At 51.4% G+C, this 16,437-nt stretch carries 34 protein-coding genes; 33 read left to right on the forward strand and 1 reads right to left on the reverse strand.

Annotated features, from left to right (window positions below; genetic code table 11):
• From GJV78_RS19820 to bfr, 3 genes are all read left to right on the forward strand, one after another.
• Positions 1-99 (forward strand): EF-Tu C-terminal domain-related protein (locus GJV78_RS19820; RefSeq protein WP_072082104.1); only part of this gene is annotated, 99 nt, incomplete at its 5' end.
• A 184-nt stretch (positions 100-283) separates the two neighbouring features.
• Positions 284-478, forward strand: a complete 195-nt coding sequence (bfd, locus tag GJV78_RS19825) for a bacterioferritin-associated ferredoxin (RefSeq protein WP_012135433.1) — start codon at positions 284-286, stop codon at positions 476-478.
• 70 nt (positions 479-548) lie between these two features.
• Positions 549-1,025: a bacterioferritin gene (gene bfr, locus GJV78_RS19830; RefSeq protein WP_155109931.1), complete on the forward strand. Its 477-nt coding sequence runs from the start codon at positions 549-551 to the stop codon at positions 1,023-1,025.
• Here the strand turns inward: bfr and GJV78_RS19835 are convergent.
• A complete protein-coding gene (locus GJV78_RS19835; protein ID WP_155109932.1) occupies positions 1,022-1,489 on the reverse strand; it encodes a prepilin peptidase in 468 nt (155 codons plus the stop codon). The genes bfr and GJV78_RS19835 overlap by 4 nt on opposite strands.
• A 378-nt stretch (positions 1,490-1,867) precedes the next feature.
• On the opposite strand from GJV78_RS19835, the gene rpsJ reads away from it, so the two are divergent.
• From rpsJ to zntR, 30 genes are all read left to right on the forward strand, one after another.
• The gene (rpsJ, locus tag GJV78_RS19840) at positions 1,868-2,179 is read left to right on the forward strand and encodes a 30S ribosomal protein S10 (RefSeq protein WP_001181005.1); all 312 of its coding nucleotides are present in this window, start codon (positions 1,868-1,870) and stop codon (positions 2,177-2,179) included.
• A gap of 32 nt (positions 2,180-2,211) precedes the next feature.
• The gene (gene rplC, locus GJV78_RS19845; protein ID WP_155109933.1) at positions 2,212-2,841 is read left to right on the forward strand and encodes a 50S ribosomal protein L3; all 630 of its coding nucleotides are present in this window, start codon (positions 2,212-2,214) and stop codon (positions 2,839-2,841) included.
• 10 nt (positions 2,842-2,851) lie between these two features.
• Entirely contained in the window at positions 2,852-3,457 is a 606-nt protein-coding gene (gene rplD / locus GJV78_RS19850) for a 50S ribosomal protein L4 (protein WP_155109934.1), read from the forward strand.
• Positions 3,454-3,756, forward strand: a complete 303-nt coding sequence (rplW, locus tag GJV78_RS19855; RefSeq protein WP_000617546.1) for a 50S ribosomal protein L23 — start codon at positions 3,454-3,456, stop codon at positions 3,754-3,756. Before rplD ends, rplW begins: the two co-directional genes overlap by 4 nt.
• Positions 3,757-3,773: 17 nt before the next feature.
• A complete protein-coding gene (gene rplB, locus GJV78_RS19860) occupies positions 3,774-4,595 on the forward strand; it encodes a 50S ribosomal protein L2 (protein WP_061706981.1) in 822 nt (273 codons plus the stop codon).
• Positions 4,596-4,611: 16 nt separating this feature from the next.
• Positions 4,612-4,890, forward strand: a complete 279-nt coding sequence (gene rpsS, locus GJV78_RS19865; RefSeq protein ID WP_001138117.1) for a 30S ribosomal protein S19 — start codon at positions 4,612-4,614, stop codon at positions 4,888-4,890.
• A gap of 14 nt (positions 4,891-4,904) precedes the next feature.
• Positions 4,905-5,237: a 50S ribosomal protein L22 gene (rplV, locus tag GJV78_RS19870; RefSeq protein WP_000447529.1), complete on the forward strand. Its 333-nt coding sequence runs from the start codon at positions 4,905-4,907 to the stop codon at positions 5,235-5,237.
• A 17-nt stretch (positions 5,238-5,254) separates the two neighbouring features.
• On the forward strand, positions 5,255-5,956 hold the full coding sequence (gene rpsC, locus GJV78_RS19875) for a 30S ribosomal protein S3 (RefSeq protein WP_000529945.1): 702 nt from the start codon (positions 5,255-5,257) through the stop codon (positions 5,954-5,956).
• Between the two features lie 12 nt (positions 5,957-5,968).
• On the forward strand, positions 5,969-6,379 hold the full coding sequence (gene rplP, locus GJV78_RS19880; RefSeq protein ID WP_000941212.1) for a 50S ribosomal protein L16: 411 nt from the start codon (positions 5,969-5,971) through the stop codon (positions 6,377-6,379).
• Entirely contained in the window at positions 6,379-6,570 is a 192-nt protein-coding gene (rpmC, locus tag GJV78_RS19885; RefSeq protein WP_000644742.1) for a 50S ribosomal protein L29, read from the forward strand. Before rplP ends, rpmC begins: the two co-directional genes overlap by 1 nt.
• Complete coding sequence (gene rpsQ, locus GJV78_RS19890) at positions 6,570-6,824, forward strand: 30S ribosomal protein S17 (RefSeq protein WP_155109935.1); 255 nt, start codon at positions 6,570-6,572, stop codon at positions 6,822-6,824. The genes rpmC and rpsQ overlap by 1 nt, the downstream gene beginning before the upstream one ends.
• 162 nt (positions 6,825-6,986) lie before the next feature.
• Positions 6,987-7,358, forward strand: a complete 372-nt coding sequence (gene rplN, locus GJV78_RS19895; RefSeq protein ID WP_002919748.1) for a 50S ribosomal protein L14 — start codon at positions 6,987-6,989, stop codon at positions 7,356-7,358.
• 10 nt (positions 7,359-7,368) lie between these two features.
• On the forward strand, positions 7,369-7,683 hold the full coding sequence (rplX, locus tag GJV78_RS19900) for a 50S ribosomal protein L24 (RefSeq protein ID WP_000729185.1): 315 nt from the start codon (positions 7,369-7,371) through the stop codon (positions 7,681-7,683).
• Between the two features lie 14 nt (positions 7,684-7,697).
• Entirely contained in the window at positions 7,698-8,237 is a 540-nt protein-coding gene (rplE, locus tag GJV78_RS19905) for a 50S ribosomal protein L5 (protein WP_001096206.1), read from the forward strand.
• A 14-nt stretch (positions 8,238-8,251) separates the two neighbouring features.
• Positions 8,252-8,557: a 30S ribosomal protein S14 gene (gene rpsN, locus GJV78_RS19910; protein ID WP_012135425.1), complete on the forward strand. Its 306-nt coding sequence runs from the start codon at positions 8,252-8,254 to the stop codon at positions 8,555-8,557.
• 33 nt (positions 8,558-8,590) lie between these two features.
• Positions 8,591-8,983 (forward strand): 30S ribosomal protein S8, encoded by a 393-nt coding sequence (gene rpsH, locus GJV78_RS19915; protein ID WP_001502767.1) that lies wholly within the window; start codon positions 8,591-8,593, stop codon positions 8,981-8,983.
• Between the two features lie 12 nt (positions 8,984-8,995).
• A complete protein-coding gene (rplF, locus tag GJV78_RS19920; protein ID WP_155109936.1) occupies positions 8,996-9,529 on the forward strand; it encodes a 50S ribosomal protein L6 in 534 nt (177 codons plus the stop codon).
• A 9-nt stretch (positions 9,530-9,538) separates the two neighbouring features.
• Positions 9,539-9,892, forward strand: coding sequence for a 50S ribosomal protein L18 (gene rplR, locus GJV78_RS19925; protein WP_000358960.1), 354 nt, complete (start codon positions 9,539-9,541; stop codon positions 9,890-9,892).
• Between the two features lie 14 nt (positions 9,893-9,906).
• Positions 9,907-10,410, forward strand: a complete 504-nt coding sequence (gene rpsE, locus GJV78_RS19930; protein ID WP_000940121.1) for a 30S ribosomal protein S5 — start codon at positions 9,907-9,909, stop codon at positions 10,408-10,410.
• Positions 10,411-10,413: 3 nt separating this feature from the next.
• The gene (gene rpmD / locus GJV78_RS19935) at positions 10,414-10,593 is read left to right on the forward strand and encodes a 50S ribosomal protein L30 (RefSeq protein WP_001140434.1); all 180 of its coding nucleotides are present in this window, start codon (positions 10,414-10,416) and stop codon (positions 10,591-10,593) included.
• A gap of 3 nt (positions 10,594-10,596) precedes the next feature.
• Entirely contained in the window at positions 10,597-11,031 is a 435-nt protein-coding gene (gene rplO, locus GJV78_RS19940) for a 50S ribosomal protein L15 (protein ID WP_155109937.1), read from the forward strand.
• 7 nt (positions 11,032-11,038) lie between these two features.
• A complete protein-coding gene (gene secY / locus GJV78_RS19945) occupies positions 11,039-12,370 on the forward strand; it encodes a preprotein translocase subunit SecY (protein ID WP_155109938.1) in 1,332 nt (443 codons plus the stop codon).
• A 31-nt stretch (positions 12,371-12,401) separates the two neighbouring features.
• Positions 12,402-12,518, forward strand: a complete 117-nt coding sequence (gene rpmJ / locus GJV78_RS19950) for a 50S ribosomal protein L36 (protein ID WP_000868187.1) — start codon at positions 12,402-12,404, stop codon at positions 12,516-12,518.
• Between the two features lie 146 nt (positions 12,519-12,664).
• Positions 12,665-13,021, forward strand: a complete 357-nt coding sequence (gene rpsM / locus GJV78_RS19955; protein ID WP_049839675.1) for a 30S ribosomal protein S13 — start codon at positions 12,665-12,667, stop codon at positions 13,019-13,021.
• Positions 13,022-13,037: 16 nt separating this feature from the next.
• Positions 13,038-13,427, forward strand: a complete 390-nt coding sequence (gene rpsK / locus GJV78_RS19960; RefSeq protein ID WP_001029684.1) for a 30S ribosomal protein S11 — start codon at positions 13,038-13,040, stop codon at positions 13,425-13,427.
• A gap of 33 nt (positions 13,428-13,460) precedes the next feature.
• Positions 13,461-14,081, forward strand: coding sequence for a 30S ribosomal protein S4 (gene rpsD, locus GJV78_RS19965; RefSeq protein WP_155109939.1), 621 nt, complete (start codon positions 13,461-13,463; stop codon positions 14,079-14,081).
• Between the two features lie 25 nt (positions 14,082-14,106).
• Positions 14,107-15,096 carry a DNA-directed RNA polymerase subunit alpha gene (locus tag GJV78_RS19970; RefSeq protein WP_001162094.1) on the forward strand — a complete coding sequence of 330 codons (990 nt, stop codon included), beginning with the start codon at positions 14,107-14,109 and terminating at the stop codon, positions 15,094-15,096.
• A gap of 40 nt (positions 15,097-15,136) precedes the next feature.
• Positions 15,137-15,523: a 50S ribosomal protein L17 gene (gene rplQ, locus GJV78_RS19975; protein ID WP_001216372.1), complete on the forward strand. Its 387-nt coding sequence runs from the start codon at positions 15,137-15,139 to the stop codon at positions 15,521-15,523.
• Positions 15,524-15,629: 106 nt separating this feature from the next.
• Positions 15,630-15,995 (forward strand): DnaJ family domain-containing protein, encoded by a 366-nt coding sequence (locus GJV78_RS19980; protein WP_155109940.1) that lies wholly within the window; start codon positions 15,630-15,632, stop codon positions 15,993-15,995.
• 13 nt (positions 15,996-16,008) lie between these two features.
• Positions 16,009-16,434 carry a Zn(2+)-responsive transcriptional regulator gene (gene zntR, locus GJV78_RS19985; RefSeq protein ID WP_155109941.1) on the forward strand — a complete coding sequence of 142 codons (426 nt, stop codon included), beginning with the start codon at positions 16,009-16,011 and terminating at the stop codon, positions 16,432-16,434.
• Positions 16,435-16,437 lie beyond the last annotated feature (3 nt).

Raw genomic sequence — 16,437 nt, forward strand, 5'->3', positions numbered from 1 at the left:
CTGATCCACCCGATCGCGATGGACGACGGTCTGCGTTTCGCAATCCGTGAAGGCGGCCGTACCGTTGGCGCGGGCGTTGTTGCTAAAGTTCTCGGCTAATTCTCGTTAATTAGCGTTGAATTTAAAAAGGGCGCTTCGGTGCCCTTTTTGTTTGCCTGCCTTATGGCCTTTGTCATATTTGTTCGCAATTTTTCCACTTTTACCCGCCTGCCGACGCTCTCCCACTATTGTAATTGTAATTATTCTCATTTACACTTTGCGCAGAAATTGAACGGGAGCGATCATGTACGTTTGTTTGTGTAATGGTGTAAGTGACAAAAAAATTCGTCAGGCCGTACGTCAGTTTCACCCTCAGTCTTTTCAGCAGCTGCGTAAATTTATACCCGTGGGAAATCAATGCGGTAAATGTGTCCGGGCAGCGCGTGAAGTGATGCAGGATGAACTTATGCAAATGCCAGAATTTAAAGAGATCGCCTGAGCCACACTTTTTTTTTGACATCCCGAGGGTCCCATCTACGCTCTAAGAGTAGAAACGGAGGGACTATAAAATGAAAGGTGATGTTCGAATCATAAGTTATCTCAATAAATTATTGGGAAATGAGCTTGTCGCGATCAACCAATATTTTCTTCATGCCCGTATGTTCAAGAACTGGGGGCTGATCCGTCTTAATGACGTGGAGTACCATGAATCCATTGATGAGATGAAGCACGCCGATAAGTATATCGAGCGTATTTTGTTCCTTGAAGGGATCCCAAATCTGCAGGATCTTGGCAAGCTGGGAATTGGTGAAGATGTTGAAGAGATGCTGCGGTCGGATCTCCGCCTGGAGCTGGAAGGGGCCAAAGACCTGCGTGAGGCGATTGCTTATGCCGATAGCGTTCATGACTACGTCAGCCGGGATATGATGATAGAGATCCTCGCAGACGAAGAGGGGCATATCGACTGGCTGGAAACCGAGCTGGATTTGATAGCTAAAATTGGCCTGCAAAATTACCTTCAGTCGCAGATTAAAGTTCAGGATTAACCCGCTGGCGTTAGCCGTAGCCAGCCGATAAACAAACCCGCAGCCGCCAGATATGGCCCAAAAGGCAGCGGGTTTTTCAACGCCTCTTTTCTACCGGTAGCGAACCGCACTGCGGTCCCGCCGCAGCCCAACAGCGCCGCCAGAAAAACCAGCGCTGGCAGTGGTTCCCAACAGTGCCAGGCACCCAGCGCCGCCAGAAATTTTACGTCGCCGTATCCCAGCCCCTCCCTGCGACGCAGGAGCCAATACCCCCAGTAGATAAAGGCAAACCCGGCATAGCCAGCTACCGCCCCCCATACGGCATCAGGCAGACGGTCGGGAATGCAGAACAGATGATAAAGCAGACCTCCCCATAGCAGAGGACAGGTAAAGCGGTCCGGCAGGGATCCGGTGAGTACATCATGCCGCCACAGCAGGACGTTTAAAATAAGATAAATAAGCAGAAAGGGCAGGGCCGAATACATAAGCGTTTCCTCAGCAGGCGATGCGTTTACCCTCGGCGTAAAAGGTGCGCGGGGCAACGCCTTGATTGTTGATTTGCCCGGCTTATTCCAGAGAAACGCTTTGCGTTGCGGCTTTTACTACAGAAATGGCAGGAGGCTCGCATAACGCTCAAAACGGTGATTTTCCAGACTCTGCTTGCGTCATACTCAGATTTGCGTATAATGCGCGGGCTTGTCGTAATTGACGGCGGGTTCGATTTGAACCTCAGATAGTCGATTTGGCTATCTAACAATGCTCCCAATCCGGGGGCTACGTAAGAACGATTACACTCCCCCATCAATCGTAATGGGTGTGAGGAGTAATTATTTTCGTCTATAAATAATTGGAGCTCTGGTCTCATGCAGAACCAAAGAATCCGTATCCGCCTTAAAGCGTTTGATCATCGCCTGATCGATCAATCAACCGCGGAAATCGTCGAGACTGCCAAGCGCACAGGTGCGCAGGTCCGTGGTCCGATCCCGCTGCCGACCCGCAAAGAGCGCTTTACCGTTCTGATCTCCCCGCACGTTAACAAAGACGCGCGCGATCAGTACGAAATCCGCACTCACAAGCGTCTGGTTGACATCGTTGAGCCAACCGAGAAAACCGTTGATGCTCTGATGCGTCTGGATCTGGCTGCCGGTGTAGACGTGCAGATCAGCCTGGGTTAATCAGGTCATTGAGCGATTGAGAGGTTGAAACAATGATTGGTTTAGTCGGTAAAAAAGTGGGTATGACCCGTATCTTCACTGAAGACGGCGTTTCTATCCCAGTAACCGTAATTGAAGTTGAAGCAAACCGCGTTACTCAGGTTAAAGATCTGGCTAACGATGGCTACCGCGCTGTTCAGGTTACCACCGGTACGAAAAAAGCGAACCGTGTGACCAAACCTGAAGCTGGCCACTTCACGAAAGCTGGCGTAGAGGCTGGTCGTGGTCTGTGGGAATTCCGCCTGGCTGAAGGCGAAGAGTTCACCGTAGGTCAGAGCATTAGCGTTGAGCACTTTGCTGAAGTTAAAAAAGTTGACGTAACCGGTATCTCTAAAGGTAAAGGTTTCGCCGGTACCGTTAAGCGCTGGAACTTCCGTACCCAGGACGCGACTCACGGTAACTCCTTGTCTCACCGCGTTCCGGGTTCTATCGGTCAGAACCAGACTCCGGGCAAAGTGTTCAAAGGCAAGAAAATGGCAGGTCAGCTGGGTAACGAGCGCGTCACCGTTCAGAGCCTGGACGTAGTACGCGTTGACGCTGAGCGCAACCTGCTGCTGGTTAAAGGCGCGGTCCCGGGTGCAACCGGTAGCGACCTGATCGTTAAACCAGCTGTGAAGGCGTGAGGAGATAGCAATGGAATTAGTATTGAAAGACGCGCAGAGCGCGCTGACTGTTTCCGAAACTACCTTCGGTCGTGATTTCAACGAAGCGCTGGTTCACCAGGTTGTTGTTGCTTATGCAGCTGGTGCTCGTCAGGGCACTCGTGCTCAGAAGACTCGTGCTGAAGTAACTGGTTCCGGTAAAAAACCGTGGCGCCAGAAAGGCACCGGCCGTGCGCGTTCTGGTTCTATCAAGAGCCCGATCTGGCGTTCTGGTGGCGTGACCTTCGCTGCACGTCCGCAAGACCACAGTCAAAAAGTGAATAAAAAGATGTACCGCGGCGCGCTGAAAAGCATTCTGTCCGAACTGGTACGTCAGGATCGTCTGATCGTTGTCGAGAAGTTCTCTGTTGAAGCGCCGAAAACCAAGCTGCTGGCACAGAAACTGAAAGACATGGCTCTGGAAGATGTGCTGATCGTCACCGGTGAGCTGGACGAGAACCTGTTCCTGGCTGCGCGCAACCTGCACAAGGTTGACGTACGCGATGCAACTGGTATCGACCCGGTTAGCCTGATCGCCTTCGACAAAGTCGTAATGACTGCTGATGCTGTTAAGCAAGTTGAGGAGATGCTGGCATGATTCGTGAAGAACGTCTGCTGAAGGTGCTGCGCGCACCGCACGTTTCTGAAAAAGCGTCTACTGCGATGGAAAAAACCAATACCATCGTTCTCAAAGTTGCTAAAGACGCGACCAAAGCAGAAATCAAAGCTGCTGTGCAGAAACTGTTTGAAGTCGAAGTCGAAGTCGTTAACACCCTGGTCGTTAAAGGGAAAGTTAAACGTCACGGACAGCGTATCGGTCGTCGTAGCGACTGGAAAAAAGCTTACGTCACCCTGAAAGAAGGCCAGAATCTGGACTTCGTCGGCGGCGCTGAGTAAGTCGGAGGAGTAATACAATGGCAGTTGTTAAATGTAAACCGACATCTCCGGGTCGTCGCCACGTCGTTAAAGTGGTTAACCCTGAGCTGCACAAGGGCAAACCTTTTGCTCCGCTGCTGGAAAAAAACAGCAAATCCGGTGGTCGTAACAACAATGGCCGTATCACCACTCGTCATATCGGTGGTGGCCACAAGCAGGCATACCGTATTGTTGACTTCAAACGCAACAAAGACGGTATCCCGGCAGTTGTTGAACGTCTTGAGTACGATCCGAACCGTTCCGCGAACATCGCGCTGGTTCTGTACAAAGACGGCGAGCGCCGTTACATCCTGGCCCCGAAAGGCCTGAAAGCTGGCGACCAGATTCAGTCTGGCGTTGATGCTGCAATCAAAGCAGGCAACACCCTGCCGATGCGCAATATTCCGGTTGGTTCTACCGTGCATAACGTAGAAATGAAACCGGGCAAAGGCGGTCAGCTGGCGCGTTCCGCCGGCGCTTACGTGCAGATCGTTGCGCGCGACGGTGCTTATGTCACCCTGCGTCTGCGTTCTGGCGAAATGCGTAAAGTCGAAGCAGACTGCCGCGCGACTCTGGGCGAAGTTGGCAATGCTGAGCATATGCTGCGCGTTCTGGGTAAAGCAGGTGCTGCACGCTGGCGTGGTGTTCGTCCGACCGTTCGCGGTACTGCGATGAACCCGGTAGATCACCCACATGGTGGTGGTGAAGGTCGTAACTTTGGTAAGCACCCGGTAACACCGTGGGGCGTTCAGACCAAAGGTAAGAAGACCCGCAGCAACAAGCGTACTGATAAATTCATCGTACGTCGCCGTAGCAAATAATTTTAGAGGATAAACCATGCCACGTTCTCTCAAGAAAGGTCCTTTTATTGACCTGCACTTGCTGAAGAAGGTAGAGAAAGCGGTGGAAAGCGGAGACAAGAAGCCCCTGCGCACCTGGTCCCGTCGTTCAACGATCTTTCCTAACATGATCGGTTTGACCATCGCTGTCCATAATGGGCGTCAGCACGTTCCGGTATTTGTAACCGATGAAATGGTCGGTCACAAGCTGGGTGAATTCGCACCGACTCGTACTTATCGCGGCCACGCTGCTGATAAAAAAGCGAAGAAGAAATAAGACAGGAGGAAGAGATGGAAACTATCGCTAAACATCGCCATGCTCGTTCTTCTGCTCAGAAGGTTCGCCTTGTTGCTGACCTGATTCGCGGTAAGAAAGTGTCGCAGGCTCTGGATATTCTGACCTACACCAACAAGAAAGCGGCTGTACTGGTCAAGAAGGTTCTGGAATCTGCCATTGCTAACGCTGAACACAACGATGGCGCTGACATTGACGATCTGAAAGTTACGAAGATTTTCGTAGACGAAGGCCCAAGCATGAAGCGCATTATGCCGCGTGCAAAAGGTCGTGCAGATCGCATCCTGAAGCGCACCAGCCACATTACTGTGGTTGTGTCCGATCGCTGAGACTCTGGAGACTAGCAATGGGTCAGAAAGTACATCCTAATGGTATTCGCCTGGGTATTGTAAAACCATGGAACTCTACCTGGTTTGCGAACACCAAAGAATTCGCTGACAACCTGGACAGCGATTTTAAAGTACGTCAGTACCTGACGAAGGAACTGGCTAAAGCGTCCGTATCTCGTATCGTTATCGAGCGTCCGGCCAAGAGCATCCGTGTGACCATTCACACCGCTCGTCCCGGCATCGTTATCGGTAAGAAAGGCGAAGACGTAGAAAAACTGCGTAAGGTCGTAGCGGATATCGCTGGCGTTCCTGCACAGATCAATATCGCCGAAGTTCGTAAGCCTGAACTGGACGCAAAACTGGTTGCTGACAGCATCACTTCTCAGCTGGAACGTCGCGTTATGTTCCGTCGTGCGATGAAGCGTGCCGTACAGAACGCCATGCGTCTGGGCGCTAAAGGTATCAAAGTTGAAGTGAGCGGCCGTCTGGGCGGCGCGGAAATCGCACGTACCGAATGGTACCGCGAAGGTCGCGTACCTCTGCACACGCTGCGTGCTGACATCGACTACAACACCTCTGAAGCGCACACCACTTACGGTGTCATCGGCGTTAAGGTATGGATCTTCAAAGGCGAGATCCTGGGTGGTATGGCTGCTGTTGAACAACCGGAAAAGCCGGCTGCTCAACCGAAAAAGCAGCAGCGTAAAGGCCGTAAATAAGGAGCGTCGCTGATGTTACAACCAAAGCGTACAAAATTCCGTAAAATGCACAAAGGCCGTAACCGCGGTCTGGCGCAGGGTACGGATGTTAGCTTCGGCAGCTTCGGTCTGAAAGCTGTTGGCCGTGGTCGTCTGACTGCCCGTCAGATCGAAGCAGCACGTCGTGCTATGACCCGTGCAGTTAAGCGTCAAGGTAAGATCTGGATCCGTGTATTCCCGGACAAACCGATCACTGAAAAGCCGCTGGCAGTGCGTATGGGTAAAGGTAAAGGTAACGTGGAGTATTGGGTTGCCTTGATTCAGCCGGGTAAAGTCCTGTATGAAATGGACGGCGTACCGGAAGAGCTGGCCCGTGAAGCATTCAAGCTGGCAGCAGCGAAACTGCCGATTAAAACCACCTTTGTAACTAAGACGGTGATGTAATGAAAGCAAAAGAGCTGCGTGAGAAGAGCGTTGAAGAGCTGAACACCGAGCTGCTGAATCTGCTGCGTGAGCAGTTCAACCTGCGTATGCAGGCTGCAAGTGGCCAGCTGCAACAGTCTCACCTGTTGAAGCAAGTGCGTCGTGATGTCGCACGCGTTAAGACTTTACTGACTGAGAAGGCGGGTGCGTAATGACCGATAAAATCCGTACTCTGCAAGGTCGTGTTGTTAGCGACAAAATGGAGAAATCCATCGTCGTTGCTATCCAGCGTTTTGTGAAACACCCAATCTACGGTAAATTCATCAAGCGTACGACTAAACTGCACGTACATGACGAGAACAACGAATGCGGTATCGGCGACGTGGTTGAAATCCGCGAATGCCGCCCGCTGTCCAGGACTAAATCCTGGACGCTGGTTCGCGTTGTAGAGAAAGCGGTTCTGTAATAGAGTACGCATTCTCAACGAATAAACGGCTCAGCGATGGGCCGTTTATTTTTTCTACCCATATCAACCGGGCGGTGTTATAATGCCGCGCCCCCGATATGGGGTTTTTTTAACGGCCTGATTTCGGGTCTCAGTGGTAGTTGACATTAGCGGAGCACTAAAATGATCCAAGAACAGACTATGCTGAACGTCGCCGACAACTCCGGTGCACGTCGCGTAATGTGTATCAAGGTTCTGGGTGGCTCGCACCGTCGCTACGCAGGCGTAGGCGACATCATCAAGATCACCATTAAAGAAGCAATTCCGCGTGGTAAGGTCAAAAAAGGTGATGTGCTGAAGGCGGTAGTGGTGCGCACCAAGAAGGGTGTTCGTCGCCCGGACGGTTCTGTCATTCGCTTCGATGGCAATGCATGCGTTATTCTGAACAATAACAGCGAGCAGCCTATCGGTACGCGTATTTTTGGGCCGGTAACTCGTGAGCTTCGTACCGAGAAGTTCATGAAAATTATCTCTCTGGCACCAGAAGTACTCTAAGGAGCGAATCATGGCAGCGAAGATCCGTCGTGATGACGAAGTTATCGTGTTAACCGGTAAAGATAAAGGTAAGCGCGGTAAAGTTAAGAATGTCCTGTCTTCCGGCAAGGTCATTGTTGAAGGTATCAACCTGGTTAAGAAACATCAGAAGCCGGTTCCGGCCCTGAACCAACCGGGTGGCATCGTTGAAAAAGAAGCCGCTATTCAGGTTTCCAACGTAGCAATCTTCAATGCGGCAACCGGCAAGGCTGACCGTGTAGGCTTTAGGTTCGAAGACGGTAAAAAAGTCCGCTTCTTCAAGTCTAACAGCGAAACTATCAAGTAATTTGGAGTAGTACGATGGCGAAACTGCATGATTACTACAAAGACGAAGTAGTTAACAAACTCATGACTGAGTTTAACTACAATTCTGTCATGCAAGTCCCTCGGGTCGAGAAGATCACCCTGAACATGGGTGTTGGTGAAGCGATCGCTGACAAAAAACTGCTGGATAACGCAGCAGCTGACCTGACAGCAATCTCCGGTCAAAAACCGCTGATCACCAAAGCACGCAAATCTGTTGCAGGCTTCAAAATCCGTCAGGGCTATCCGATCGGCTGTAAAGTAACTCTGCGTGGCGAACGCATGTGGGAGTTCTTTGAGCGCCTGATCACTATTGCTGTACCGCGTATCCGTGACTTCCGTGGACTGTCCGCTAAGTCCTTTGACGGTCGTGGTAACTACAGCATGGGTGTCCGTGAGCAGATCATCTTCCCAGAAATCGACTACGATAAAGTCGACCGCGTTCGTGGTTTGGATATTACCATTACCACTACTGCGAAATCTGACGAAGAAGGCCGCGCTCTGCTGGCTGCCTTTGACTTCCCGTTCCGCAAGTAAGGTAGGGTTACTAAATGGCTAAGCAATCAATGAAAGCTCGCGAAGTAAAGCGCGTAGCTTTAGCTGATAAATACTTCGCGAAACGCGCTGAACTGAAAGCGATCATCTCTGATGTGAACGCTTCCGACGAAGATCGTTGGAACGCCGTTCTTAAGCTGCAGACTCTGCCGCGTGATTCCAGCCCGTCCCGTCAGCGTAACCGCTGCCGTCAAACAGGTCGTCCGCATGGCTATGTGGGCAAGTTCGGGTTGAGCCGTATTAAGCTGCGTGAAGCCGCCATGCGCGGTGAAGTGCCAGGCTTGAAAAAGGCTAGCTGGTAATTGTCACCAATTGAATCACGGGAGTAAAGACAGATGAGCATGCAAGATCCGATCGCGGATATGCTGACCCGTATCCGTAACGGTCAGGCCGCGAACAAAGCTGCGGTCACCATGCCTTCCTCCAGGCTGAAAGTGGCAATTGCCAACGTGCTGAAGGAAGAAGGTTTTATTGAAGATTTTAAAGTTGAAGGCGACACCAAGCCTGAGCTGGAATTAACGCTTAAGTATTTCCAGGGCAAAGCTGTTGTAGAAAGCATTCAGCGTGTCAGCCGCCCAGGTCTGCGCATCTACAAACGTAAAGATGAGCTGCCGAAAGTTATGGCGGGTCTGGGTATCGCGGTTGTTTCTACCTCTAAGGGTGTTATGACCGATCGTGCAGCGCGCCAGGCTGGTCTTGGTGGCGAAATTATCTGCTACGTAGCCTAATCGGAGGAAAAAATGTCTCGTGTTGCTAAAGCACCGGTCGTTGTTCCTGCCGGCGTTGATGTAAAAATCAACGGTCAGGTTATTACGATCAAAGGTAAAAACGGCGAGCTGACTCGTACTCTCAACGATGCTGTTGAAGTTAAACAAGCAGATAATGCACTGACCTTCGGTCCGCGCGATGGTTACGCAGACGGCTGGGCACAGGCTGGTACCGCGCGTGCCCTGCTGAACTCAATGGTTATCGGTGTTACCGAAGGCTTCACTAAGAAGCTGCAGCTGGTTGGTGTAGGTTATCGTGCGGCGGTCAAAGGGAACGTAGTAAACCTGTCATTAGGTTTCTCTCACCCGGTTGATCACAAGCTGCCTGCCGGTATCACTGCAGAATGCCCGACGCAAACTGAAATCGTGCTGAAAGGCGCTGATAAGCAGGTAGTCGGTCAGGTTGCAGCAGATCTGCGCGCCTACCGTCGTCCTGAGCCGTATAAAGGCAAGGGTGTTCGTTACGCCGACGAAGTCGTGCGTACCAAAGAGGCTAAGAAGAAGTAAGGTAACACTATGGATAAGAAATCTGCTCGTATCCGTCGTGCGACCCGCGCACGCCGCAAGCTCCAGGAGCTGGGCGCAACTCGCCTGGTGGTACACCGTACCCCGCGTCATATCTACGCACAGGTAATTGCACCGAACGGTTCTGAAGTTCTGGTAGCTGCTTCTACTGTAGAAAAAGCTATCGCTGAACAACTGAAGTACACCGGTAACAAAGACGCGGCTGCAGCTGTGGGTAAAGCTGTCGCTGAACGCGCTCTGGAAAAAGGCATCAAAGATGTATCCTTTGACCGTTCCGGGTTCCAATATCATGGTCGTGTCCAGGCACTGGCAGATGCTGCCCGTGAAGCTGGCCTTCAGTTCTAAGGTAGAGGTGTAAGATGGCTCACATCGAAAAACAAGCTGGCGAACTGCAGGAAAAGCTGATCGCGGTAAACCGCGTATCTAAAACCGTAAAAGGTGGTCGTATTTTCTCCTTCACAGCTCTGACTGTAGTAGGCGATGGTAACGGTCGCGTAGGTTTTGGTTACGGTAAAGCGCGTGAAGTACCGGCAGCGATCCAGAAAGCGATGGAAAAAGCCCGTCGCAATATGATTAACGTCGCGCTGAATAACGGCACCCTGCAGCACCCGGTTAAAGGTGTGCATACAGGTTCTCGCGTATTCATGCAGCCAGCTTCCGAAGGTACCGGTATCATCGCCGGTGGTGCAATGCGCGCCGTTCTGGAAGTTGCTGGGGTTCATAACGTTCTGGCTAAAGCATATGGTTCCACCAACCCGATTAACGTGGTTCGTGCAACAATCGACGGCCTGGAAAATATGAATTCTCCAGAAATGGTCGCTGCCAAGCGTGGTAAATCCGTTGAAGAAATTCTGGGGAAATAAACCATGGCAAAGACTATTAAAATTACTCAAACCCGCAGTGCAATCGGTCGTCTGCCTAAACATAAGGCAACGCTGCTTGGCCTGGGTCTGCGTCGTATTGGTCACACCGTAGAGCGCGAGGATACTCCCGCTGTTCGTGGTATGGTCAACGCGGTTTCCTTCATGGTTAAAGTTGAGGAGTAAGAGATGCGTTTAAATACTCTGTCTCCGGCCGAAGGCTCCAAAAAGGCGGGTAAACGCCTGGGTCGTGGTATCGGTTCCGGCCTCGGTAAAACCGGCGGTCGTGGTCACAAAGGTCAGAAGTCTCGTTCTGGCGGTGGCGTACGTCGCGGTTTCGAGGGTGGTCAGATGCCACTGTACCGTCGTCTGCCGAAATTCGGCTTCACTTCACGCAAAGCAGCGATTACAGCCGAAGTTCGTCTGTCTGACCTGGCAAAAGTTGAAGGCGGTATCGTAGACCTGAATACGCTGAAAGCGGCTAACATTATCGGTATCCAGATCGAGTTCGCGAAAGTGATCCTGGCTGGTGAAGTCACTGCTCCGGTAACTGTTCGTGGCCTGCGCGTAACTAAAGGCGCTCGTGCTGCTATCGAAGCTGCAGGCGGTAAAATCGAGGAATAAATAGCAGATGGCTAAACAACCGGGATTAGATTTTCAAAGTGCCAAAGGTGGCTTAGGCGAGCTGAAACGCAGACTGCTGTTTGTTATTGGCGCGCTGATTGTGTTCCGTATTGGCTCCTTTATTCCGATCCCTGGTATTGATGCCGCTGTTCTTGCCAAAGTGCTTGAGCAACAGCGAGGCACCATCATTGAAATGTTCAACATGTTCTCTGGTGGTGCTCTCAGCCGTGCTTCTATCTTTGCTCTGGGGATCATGCCGTATATTTCGGCATCGATTATCATCCAGCTGCTGACGGTGGTTCATCCAACGCTGGCGGAAATCAAGAAAGAAGGGGAGTCTGGTCGTCGTAAGATTAGCCAGTACACCCGCTACGGTACGCTGGTGTTGGCGATATTCCAGTCGATCGGTATTGCTACCGGTCTGCCGAATATGCCTGGAATGGAAGGTCTGGTGATGAATCCAGGCTTTGCGTTCTATTTCACCGCTGTTGTAAGTCTGGTTACGGGAACCATGTTCCTGATGTGGCTGGGCGAACAGATTACTGAGCGAGGTATCGGTAACGGTATCTCAATCATTATTTTCGCCGGCATTGTCGCGGGTCTTCCGCCAGCCATTGCCCATACTATCGAGCAGACACGTCAAGGCAACCTGCACTTCCTCGTGTTGCTGTTGGTTGCAGTATTAGTATTTGCCGTGACGTTCTTCGTTGTTTTCGTTGAGCGTGGTCAACGCCGCATCGTGGTGAACTACGCGAAACGTCAGCAGGGACGTCGTGTCTATGCTGCACAGAGCACACATTTACCGCTGAAAGTGAATATGGCGGGGGTAATCCCGGCAATCTTCGCTTCCAGTATTATTCTGTTCCCGGCAACCATCGCATCATGGTTCGGAGGCAGTACTGGTTGGAACTGGCTGACAACAATTTCGCTGTATTTGCAGCCTGGGCAACCGCTTTATGTGTTACTCTATGCGTCTGCAATCATCTTCTTCTGTTTCTTCTACACGGCGTTGGTTTTCAACCCGCGTGAAACAGCGGATAACCTGAAGAAGTCCGGTGCATTTGTACCAGGAATTCGTCCGGGAGAACTAACGGCGAAGTATATTGATAAAGTAATGACCCGCCTGACGCTGGTCGGTGCGCTCTACATTACTTTTATCTGCCTGATCCCGGAGTTCTTACGAGATGCAATGAACGTACCTTTCTACTTCGGTGGAACCTCATTGCTGATCGTTGTTGTCGTGATTATGGACTTTATGGCTCAAGTGCAAACCCTGATGATGTCCAGTCAGTATGAGTCTGCATTGAAGAAGGCGAACCTGAAAGGCTATAGCCGCTAACGGGACGCCCGTGAAGTTACGGAGAGTAAAAATGAAAGTTCGTGCTTCCGTCAAGAAATTATGCCGTAACTGCAAAATCGTTAAGCGTGATGGTGTCATCCGCGTGATTTGCAGTGCCGAGCCAAAGCATAAACAGCGCCAAGGCTGATTTATTCGCATATTTTTCTTGCAAAGTTGGGTTGAGCTGGCTAGATTAGCCAGCCAATCTTTTGTATGTCTGTGCGTTTCCATTTGAGTATCCTGAAAACGGGCTTTTCAGCATGGTGCGTACATATTAAATAGTAGGAGTGCATAGTGGCCCGTATAGCAGGCATTAACATTCCTGATCAAAAACACGCTGTGATCGCATTAACTTCGATCTACGGCGTCGGCAAAACCCGTTCCAAAGCCATTCTGGCTGCAGCGGGTATCGCTGAAAATGTTAAGATCAGTGAGCTGTCTGAAGAACAAATCGACACGCTGCGTGACGAAGTTGCCAAATTTGTCGTTGAAGGTGATCTGCGCCGTGAAGTTAGCATGAGCATCAAGCGCCTGATGGATCTTGGTTGCTACCGCGGTTTGCGTCATCGTCGTGGTCTCCCGGTTCGCGGTCAGCGTACCAAGACCAACGCACGTACCCGTAAGGGTCCGCGCAAACCGATCAAGAAATAATCGGGGTGATTGAATAATGGCAAAGGCACCAATTCGTGCACGTAAGCGTGTAAGAAAACAAGTCTCTGACGGCGTGGCTCATATCCATGCTTCTTTCAACAACACCATCGTGACTATTACCGATCGTCAGGGTAACGCGCTGGGTTGGGCAACAGCCGGTGGTTCCGGTTTCCGTGGTTCTCGCAAATCCACTCCGTTTGCAGCTCAGGTTGCAGCAGAGCGTTGCGCTGACGCCGTTAAAGAATACGGCATCAAGAATCTGGAAGTTATGGTCAAAGGTCCGGGTCCAGGTCGCGAATCGACTATTCGTGCACTGAACGCCGCTGGTTTCCGCATCACAAATATTACTGATGTGACTCCGATCCCTCATAACGGTTGTCGTCCGCCGAAAAAACGTCGCGTATAACGCTGCGTTTTCCAGGTTTGTTGGAGAAAGAAAATGGCAAGATATTTGGGTCCTAAGCTCAAGCTGAGCCGTCGTGAGGGCACCGACTTATTCCTTAAGTCTGGCGTTCGCGCGATCGATACCAAGTGTAAAATTGAACAAGCTCCTGGCCAGCACGGTGCGCGTAAACCGCGTCTGTCTGACTATGGTGTGCAGTTGCGTGAAAAGCAAAAAGTTCGCCGCATCTACGGTGTTCTGGAGCGTCAGTTCCGTAACTACTATAAAGAAGCAGCACGTCTGAAAGGCAACACCGGTGAAAACCTGTTGGCTCTGCTGGAAGGTCGTCTGGACAACGTTGTATACCGTATGGGCTTCGGTGCCACTCGTGCAGAAGCACGCCAGCTGGTTAGCCACAAAGCCATTATGGTAAACGGTCGTGTTGTTAACATCGCTTCTTATCAGGTTCGTCCGAATGACGTTGTTAGCATTCGTGAGAAAGCGAAGAAGCAGTCTCGCGTGAAAGCCGCTCTGGAGCTGGCTGAGCAGCGTGAAAAGCCAACCTGGCTGGAAGTTGATGCTGGCAAGATGGAAGGTACGTACAAGCGTAAGCCTGAACGTTCCGATCTGTCTGCGGACATTAACGAACACCTGATCGTCGAGCTTTACTCCAAGTAAAGCTTAGTACCAAAGAGAGGACACAATGCAGGGTTCTGTGACAGAGTTTCTAAAACCGCGCCTGGTAGATATCGAGCAAGTGAGTTCGACGCACGCCAAGGTGACCCTTGAGCCTTTAGAGCGTGGCTTCGGCCATACTCTGGGTAACGCACTGCGCCGTATTCTGCTCTCATCGATGCCGGGTTGCGCGGTGACCGAGGTTGAGATTGATGGTGTACTGCACGAGTACAGCACCAAAGAAGGCGTTCAGGAAGATATCCTTGAAATCCTGCTCAACCTGAAAGGGCTGGCGGTGAGAGTTCAGGGGAAAGATGAAGTTATTCTTACCCTGAATAAATCTGGCATTGGCCCTGTGACTGCAGCCGACATCACCCACGACGGTGATGTCGAAATCGTCAAGCCGCAGCACGTGATCTGCCACCTGACCGATGAAAACGCATCTATCAGCATGCGTATCAAAGTTCAGCGCGGTCGTGGTTATGTGCCGGCTTCTACCCGAATTCATTCGGAAGAAGATGAGCGCCCAATCGGCCGTCTGCTGGTCGACGCCTGCTACAGCCCTGTAGAGCGTATCGCCTACAATGTTGAAGCAGCGCGTGTAGAGCAGCGTACCGACCTGGACAAGCTGGTCATCGAAATGGAAACCAACGGCACAATCGATCCTGAAGAGGCGATTCGTCGTGCGGCAACCATCCTGGCAGAACAACTGGAAGCTTTTGTTGACTTACGTGATGTACGTCAGCCGGAAGTGAAAGAAGAGAAACCAGAATTCGATCCGATCCTGCTGCGCCCTGTTGACGATCTGGAATTGACTGTCCGCTCTGCTAACTGCCTTAAAGCAGAAGCTATCCACTATATCGGTGATCTGGTACAGCGTACCGAGGTTGAGCTGCTGAAAACGCCTAACCTGGGTAAAAAATCTCTTACCGAGATTAAAGACGTGCTGGCTTCCCGCGGTTTGTCTCTGGGTATGCGCCTGGAAAACTGGCCGCCGGCAAGCATCGCTGACGAGTAACCGGATCGCAGGTTAAGGTTTTACTGAGAAGGATAAGGTCATGCGCCATCGTAAGAGTGGTCGTCAACTGAACCGCAACAGCAGCCATCGCCAGGCTATGTTCCGCAATATGGCAGGTTCACTGGTTCGTCATGAGATCATCAAGACGACCCTGCCTAAGGCGAAAGAGCTGCGTCGCGTAGTTGAGCCGCTGATTACTCTTGCCAAGACTGATAGCGTAGCTAATCGTCGTCTGGCATTCGCCCGCACTCGTGATAACGAGATCGTGGCAAAACTGTTTAACGAGCTGGGCCCGCGTTTTGCGAGCCGCGCCGGTGGTTACACTCGCATTCTGAAGTGTGGCTTCCGTGCAGGCGACAACGCACCGATGGCATACATCGAGCTGGTTGATCGCTCTGAGTCGAAAGCAGAAGCTGCTGCAGAGTAATCTGTAGTATGGTAAAAAAACCCGCTTCGGCGGGTTTTTTTATATCCACCGTTCCTCCATTTACCTACACTATCTGTACTCTTTTTGGTCATCTCCGGAGCGTTTTATGTGGCTACTGGATCGGTGGGCTGAGCGCCATATTAGCGATGCGCAGGCTAAAGGCGAGTTTGATAATTTGCCGGGCAGCGGCGAGCCGCTCAGGCTGGATGACGATACACATGTACCCCCTGAGCTTCGCGCCGGCTATCGGCTATTAAAAAACGCCGGCTGTTTGCCTCCGGAACTGGAGCAGCGTAAAGAAGCGGTCCAGTTACAGGATATGCTGAAAAGTATCCGACAGGACGATCCAAATTATGTGGCGCTAAGCCGACGTCTGGCATTGCTGGAGTTAAAGCTGCGGCAGGCCGGCTTAAGCACCGACTTCTTACGCGGTGAATATGCGGACAGGGTGATGCGTAAAATTAACGACTAACCACGGAGTGTTTATGTATCGTATTGGTGAACTGGCAAAGCTGGCGCAGGTAACTCCCGACACTATTCGCTACTACGAAAAGCAGCAGATGATGGATCACGAGGAGCGTACCGAAGGGGGGTTTCGTCTCTATACGGACCGCGATCTTCAGCGTCTGAAATTTATTCGCTATGCCAGGCAACTGGGCTTTACCCTTGAATCGATCCGCGAACTGTTGTCGATCCGCGTTGATCCAGAACATCATACCTGCCAGGAGTCTAAAGGGATCGTTCAGGCAAGACTAAAGGAAGTTGAAGCCCGGATTGCGGAGCTGCAAAACATGCGCCGTTCTCTACAGCGGCTGAACGATGCCTGCTGCGGAACGGCGCACAGCAGCGTTTTTTGCTCCATTCTGGAAGCGCTTGAACAAGGAGCCTGCGGGGTAAACGCAGGGCGTTGATTT

The organism is Intestinirhabdus alba (assembly GCF_009711095.1).
Taxonomy (GTDB): domain Bacteria; phylum Pseudomonadota; class Gammaproteobacteria; order Enterobacterales; family Enterobacteriaceae; genus Intestinirhabdus; species Intestinirhabdus alba.

Coding starts and splice junctions, on each gene's coding strand:
- rplB (WP_061706981.1), top strand. CDS start 3,774: ATGGCAGTTGTTAAATGTAAACCGACATCTCCGGGTCGTCGCCACGTC.
- rpsN (WP_012135425.1), top strand. CDS start 8,252: ATGGCTAAGCAATCAATGAAAGCTCGCGAAGTAAAGCGCGTAGCTTTA.
- rpsC (WP_000529945.1), top strand. CDS start 5,255: ATGGGTCAGAAAGTACATCCTAATGGTATTCGCCTGGGTATTGTAAAA.
- bfr (WP_155109931.1), top strand. CDS start 549: ATGAAAGGTGATGTTCGAATCATAAGTTATCTCAATAAATTATTGGGA.
- rplP (WP_000941212.1), top strand. CDS start 5,969: ATGTTACAACCAAAGCGTACAAAATTCCGTAAAATGCACAAAGGCCGT.
- rplE (WP_001096206.1), top strand. CDS start 7,698: ATGGCGAAACTGCATGATTACTACAAAGACGAAGTAGTTAACAAACTC.
- rpsK (WP_001029684.1), top strand. CDS start 13,038: ATGGCAAAGGCACCAATTCGTGCACGTAAGCGTGTAAGAAAACAAGTC.
- rplW (WP_000617546.1), top strand. CDS start 3,454: ATGATTCGTGAAGAACGTCTGCTGAAGGTGCTGCGCGCACCGCACGTT.
- rplQ (WP_001216372.1), top strand. CDS start 15,137: ATGCGCCATCGTAAGAGTGGTCGTCAACTGAACCGCAACAGCAGCCAT.
- rpmC (WP_000644742.1), top strand. CDS start 6,379: ATGAAAGCAAAAGAGCTGCGTGAGAAGAGCGTTGAAGAGCTGAACACC.
- rpmJ (WP_000868187.1), top strand. CDS start 12,402: ATGAAAGTTCGTGCTTCCGTCAAGAAATTATGCCGTAACTGCAAAATC.
- rpsE (WP_000940121.1), top strand. CDS start 9,907: ATGGCTCACATCGAAAAACAAGCTGGCGAACTGCAGGAAAAGCTGATC.
- rplO (WP_155109937.1), top strand. CDS start 10,597: ATGCGTTTAAATACTCTGTCTCCGGCCGAAGGCTCCAAAAAGGCGGGT.
- GJV78_RS19970 (WP_001162094.1), top strand. CDS start 14,107: ATGCAGGGTTCTGTGACAGAGTTTCTAAAACCGCGCCTGGTAGATATC.
- rpsD (WP_155109939.1), top strand. CDS start 13,461: ATGGCAAGATATTTGGGTCCTAAGCTCAAGCTGAGCCGTCGTGAGGGC.
- rplF (WP_155109936.1), top strand. CDS start 8,996: ATGTCTCGTGTTGCTAAAGCACCGGTCGTTGTTCCTGCCGGCGTTGAT.
- rpsH (WP_001502767.1), top strand. CDS start 8,591: ATGAGCATGCAAGATCCGATCGCGGATATGCTGACCCGTATCCGTAAC.
- rplR (WP_000358960.1), top strand. CDS start 9,539: ATGGATAAGAAATCTGCTCGTATCCGTCGTGCGACCCGCGCACGCCGC.
- rplV (WP_000447529.1), top strand. CDS start 4,905: ATGGAAACTATCGCTAAACATCGCCATGCTCGTTCTTCTGCTCAGAAG.
- rplN (WP_002919748.1), top strand. CDS start 6,987: ATGATCCAAGAACAGACTATGCTGAACGTCGCCGACAACTCCGGTGCA.
- rpmD (WP_001140434.1), top strand. CDS start 10,414: ATGGCAAAGACTATTAAAATTACTCAAACCCGCAGTGCAATCGGTCGT.
- rplD (WP_155109934.1), top strand. CDS start 2,852: ATGGAATTAGTATTGAAAGACGCGCAGAGCGCGCTGACTGTTTCCGAA.
- rpsS (WP_001138117.1), top strand. CDS start 4,612: ATGCCACGTTCTCTCAAGAAAGGTCCTTTTATTGACCTGCACTTGCTG.
- GJV78_RS19980 (WP_155109940.1), top strand. CDS start 15,630: ATGTGGCTACTGGATCGGTGGGCTGAGCGCCATATTAGCGATGCGCAG.
- secY (WP_155109938.1), top strand. CDS start 11,039: ATGGCTAAACAACCGGGATTAGATTTTCAAAGTGCCAAAGGTGGCTTA.
- rplX (WP_000729185.1), top strand. CDS start 7,369: ATGGCAGCGAAGATCCGTCGTGATGACGAAGTTATCGTGTTAACCGGT.
- rplC (WP_155109933.1), top strand. CDS start 2,212: ATGATTGGTTTAGTCGGTAAAAAAGTGGGTATGACCCGTATCTTCACT.
- rpsJ (WP_001181005.1), top strand. CDS start 1,868: ATGCAGAACCAAAGAATCCGTATCCGCCTTAAAGCGTTTGATCATCGC.
- GJV78_RS19835 (WP_155109932.1), bottom strand. CDS start 1,489: ATGTATTCGGCCCTGCCCTTTCTGCTTATTTATCTTATTTTAAACGTC.
- rpsQ (WP_155109935.1), top strand. CDS start 6,570: ATGACCGATAAAATCCGTACTCTGCAAGGTCGTGTTGTTAGCGACAAA.
- bfd (WP_012135433.1), top strand. CDS start 284: ATGTACGTTTGTTTGTGTAATGGTGTAAGTGACAAAAAAATTCGTCAG.
- zntR (WP_155109941.1), top strand. CDS start 16,009: ATGTATCGTATTGGTGAACTGGCAAAGCTGGCGCAGGTAACTCCCGAC.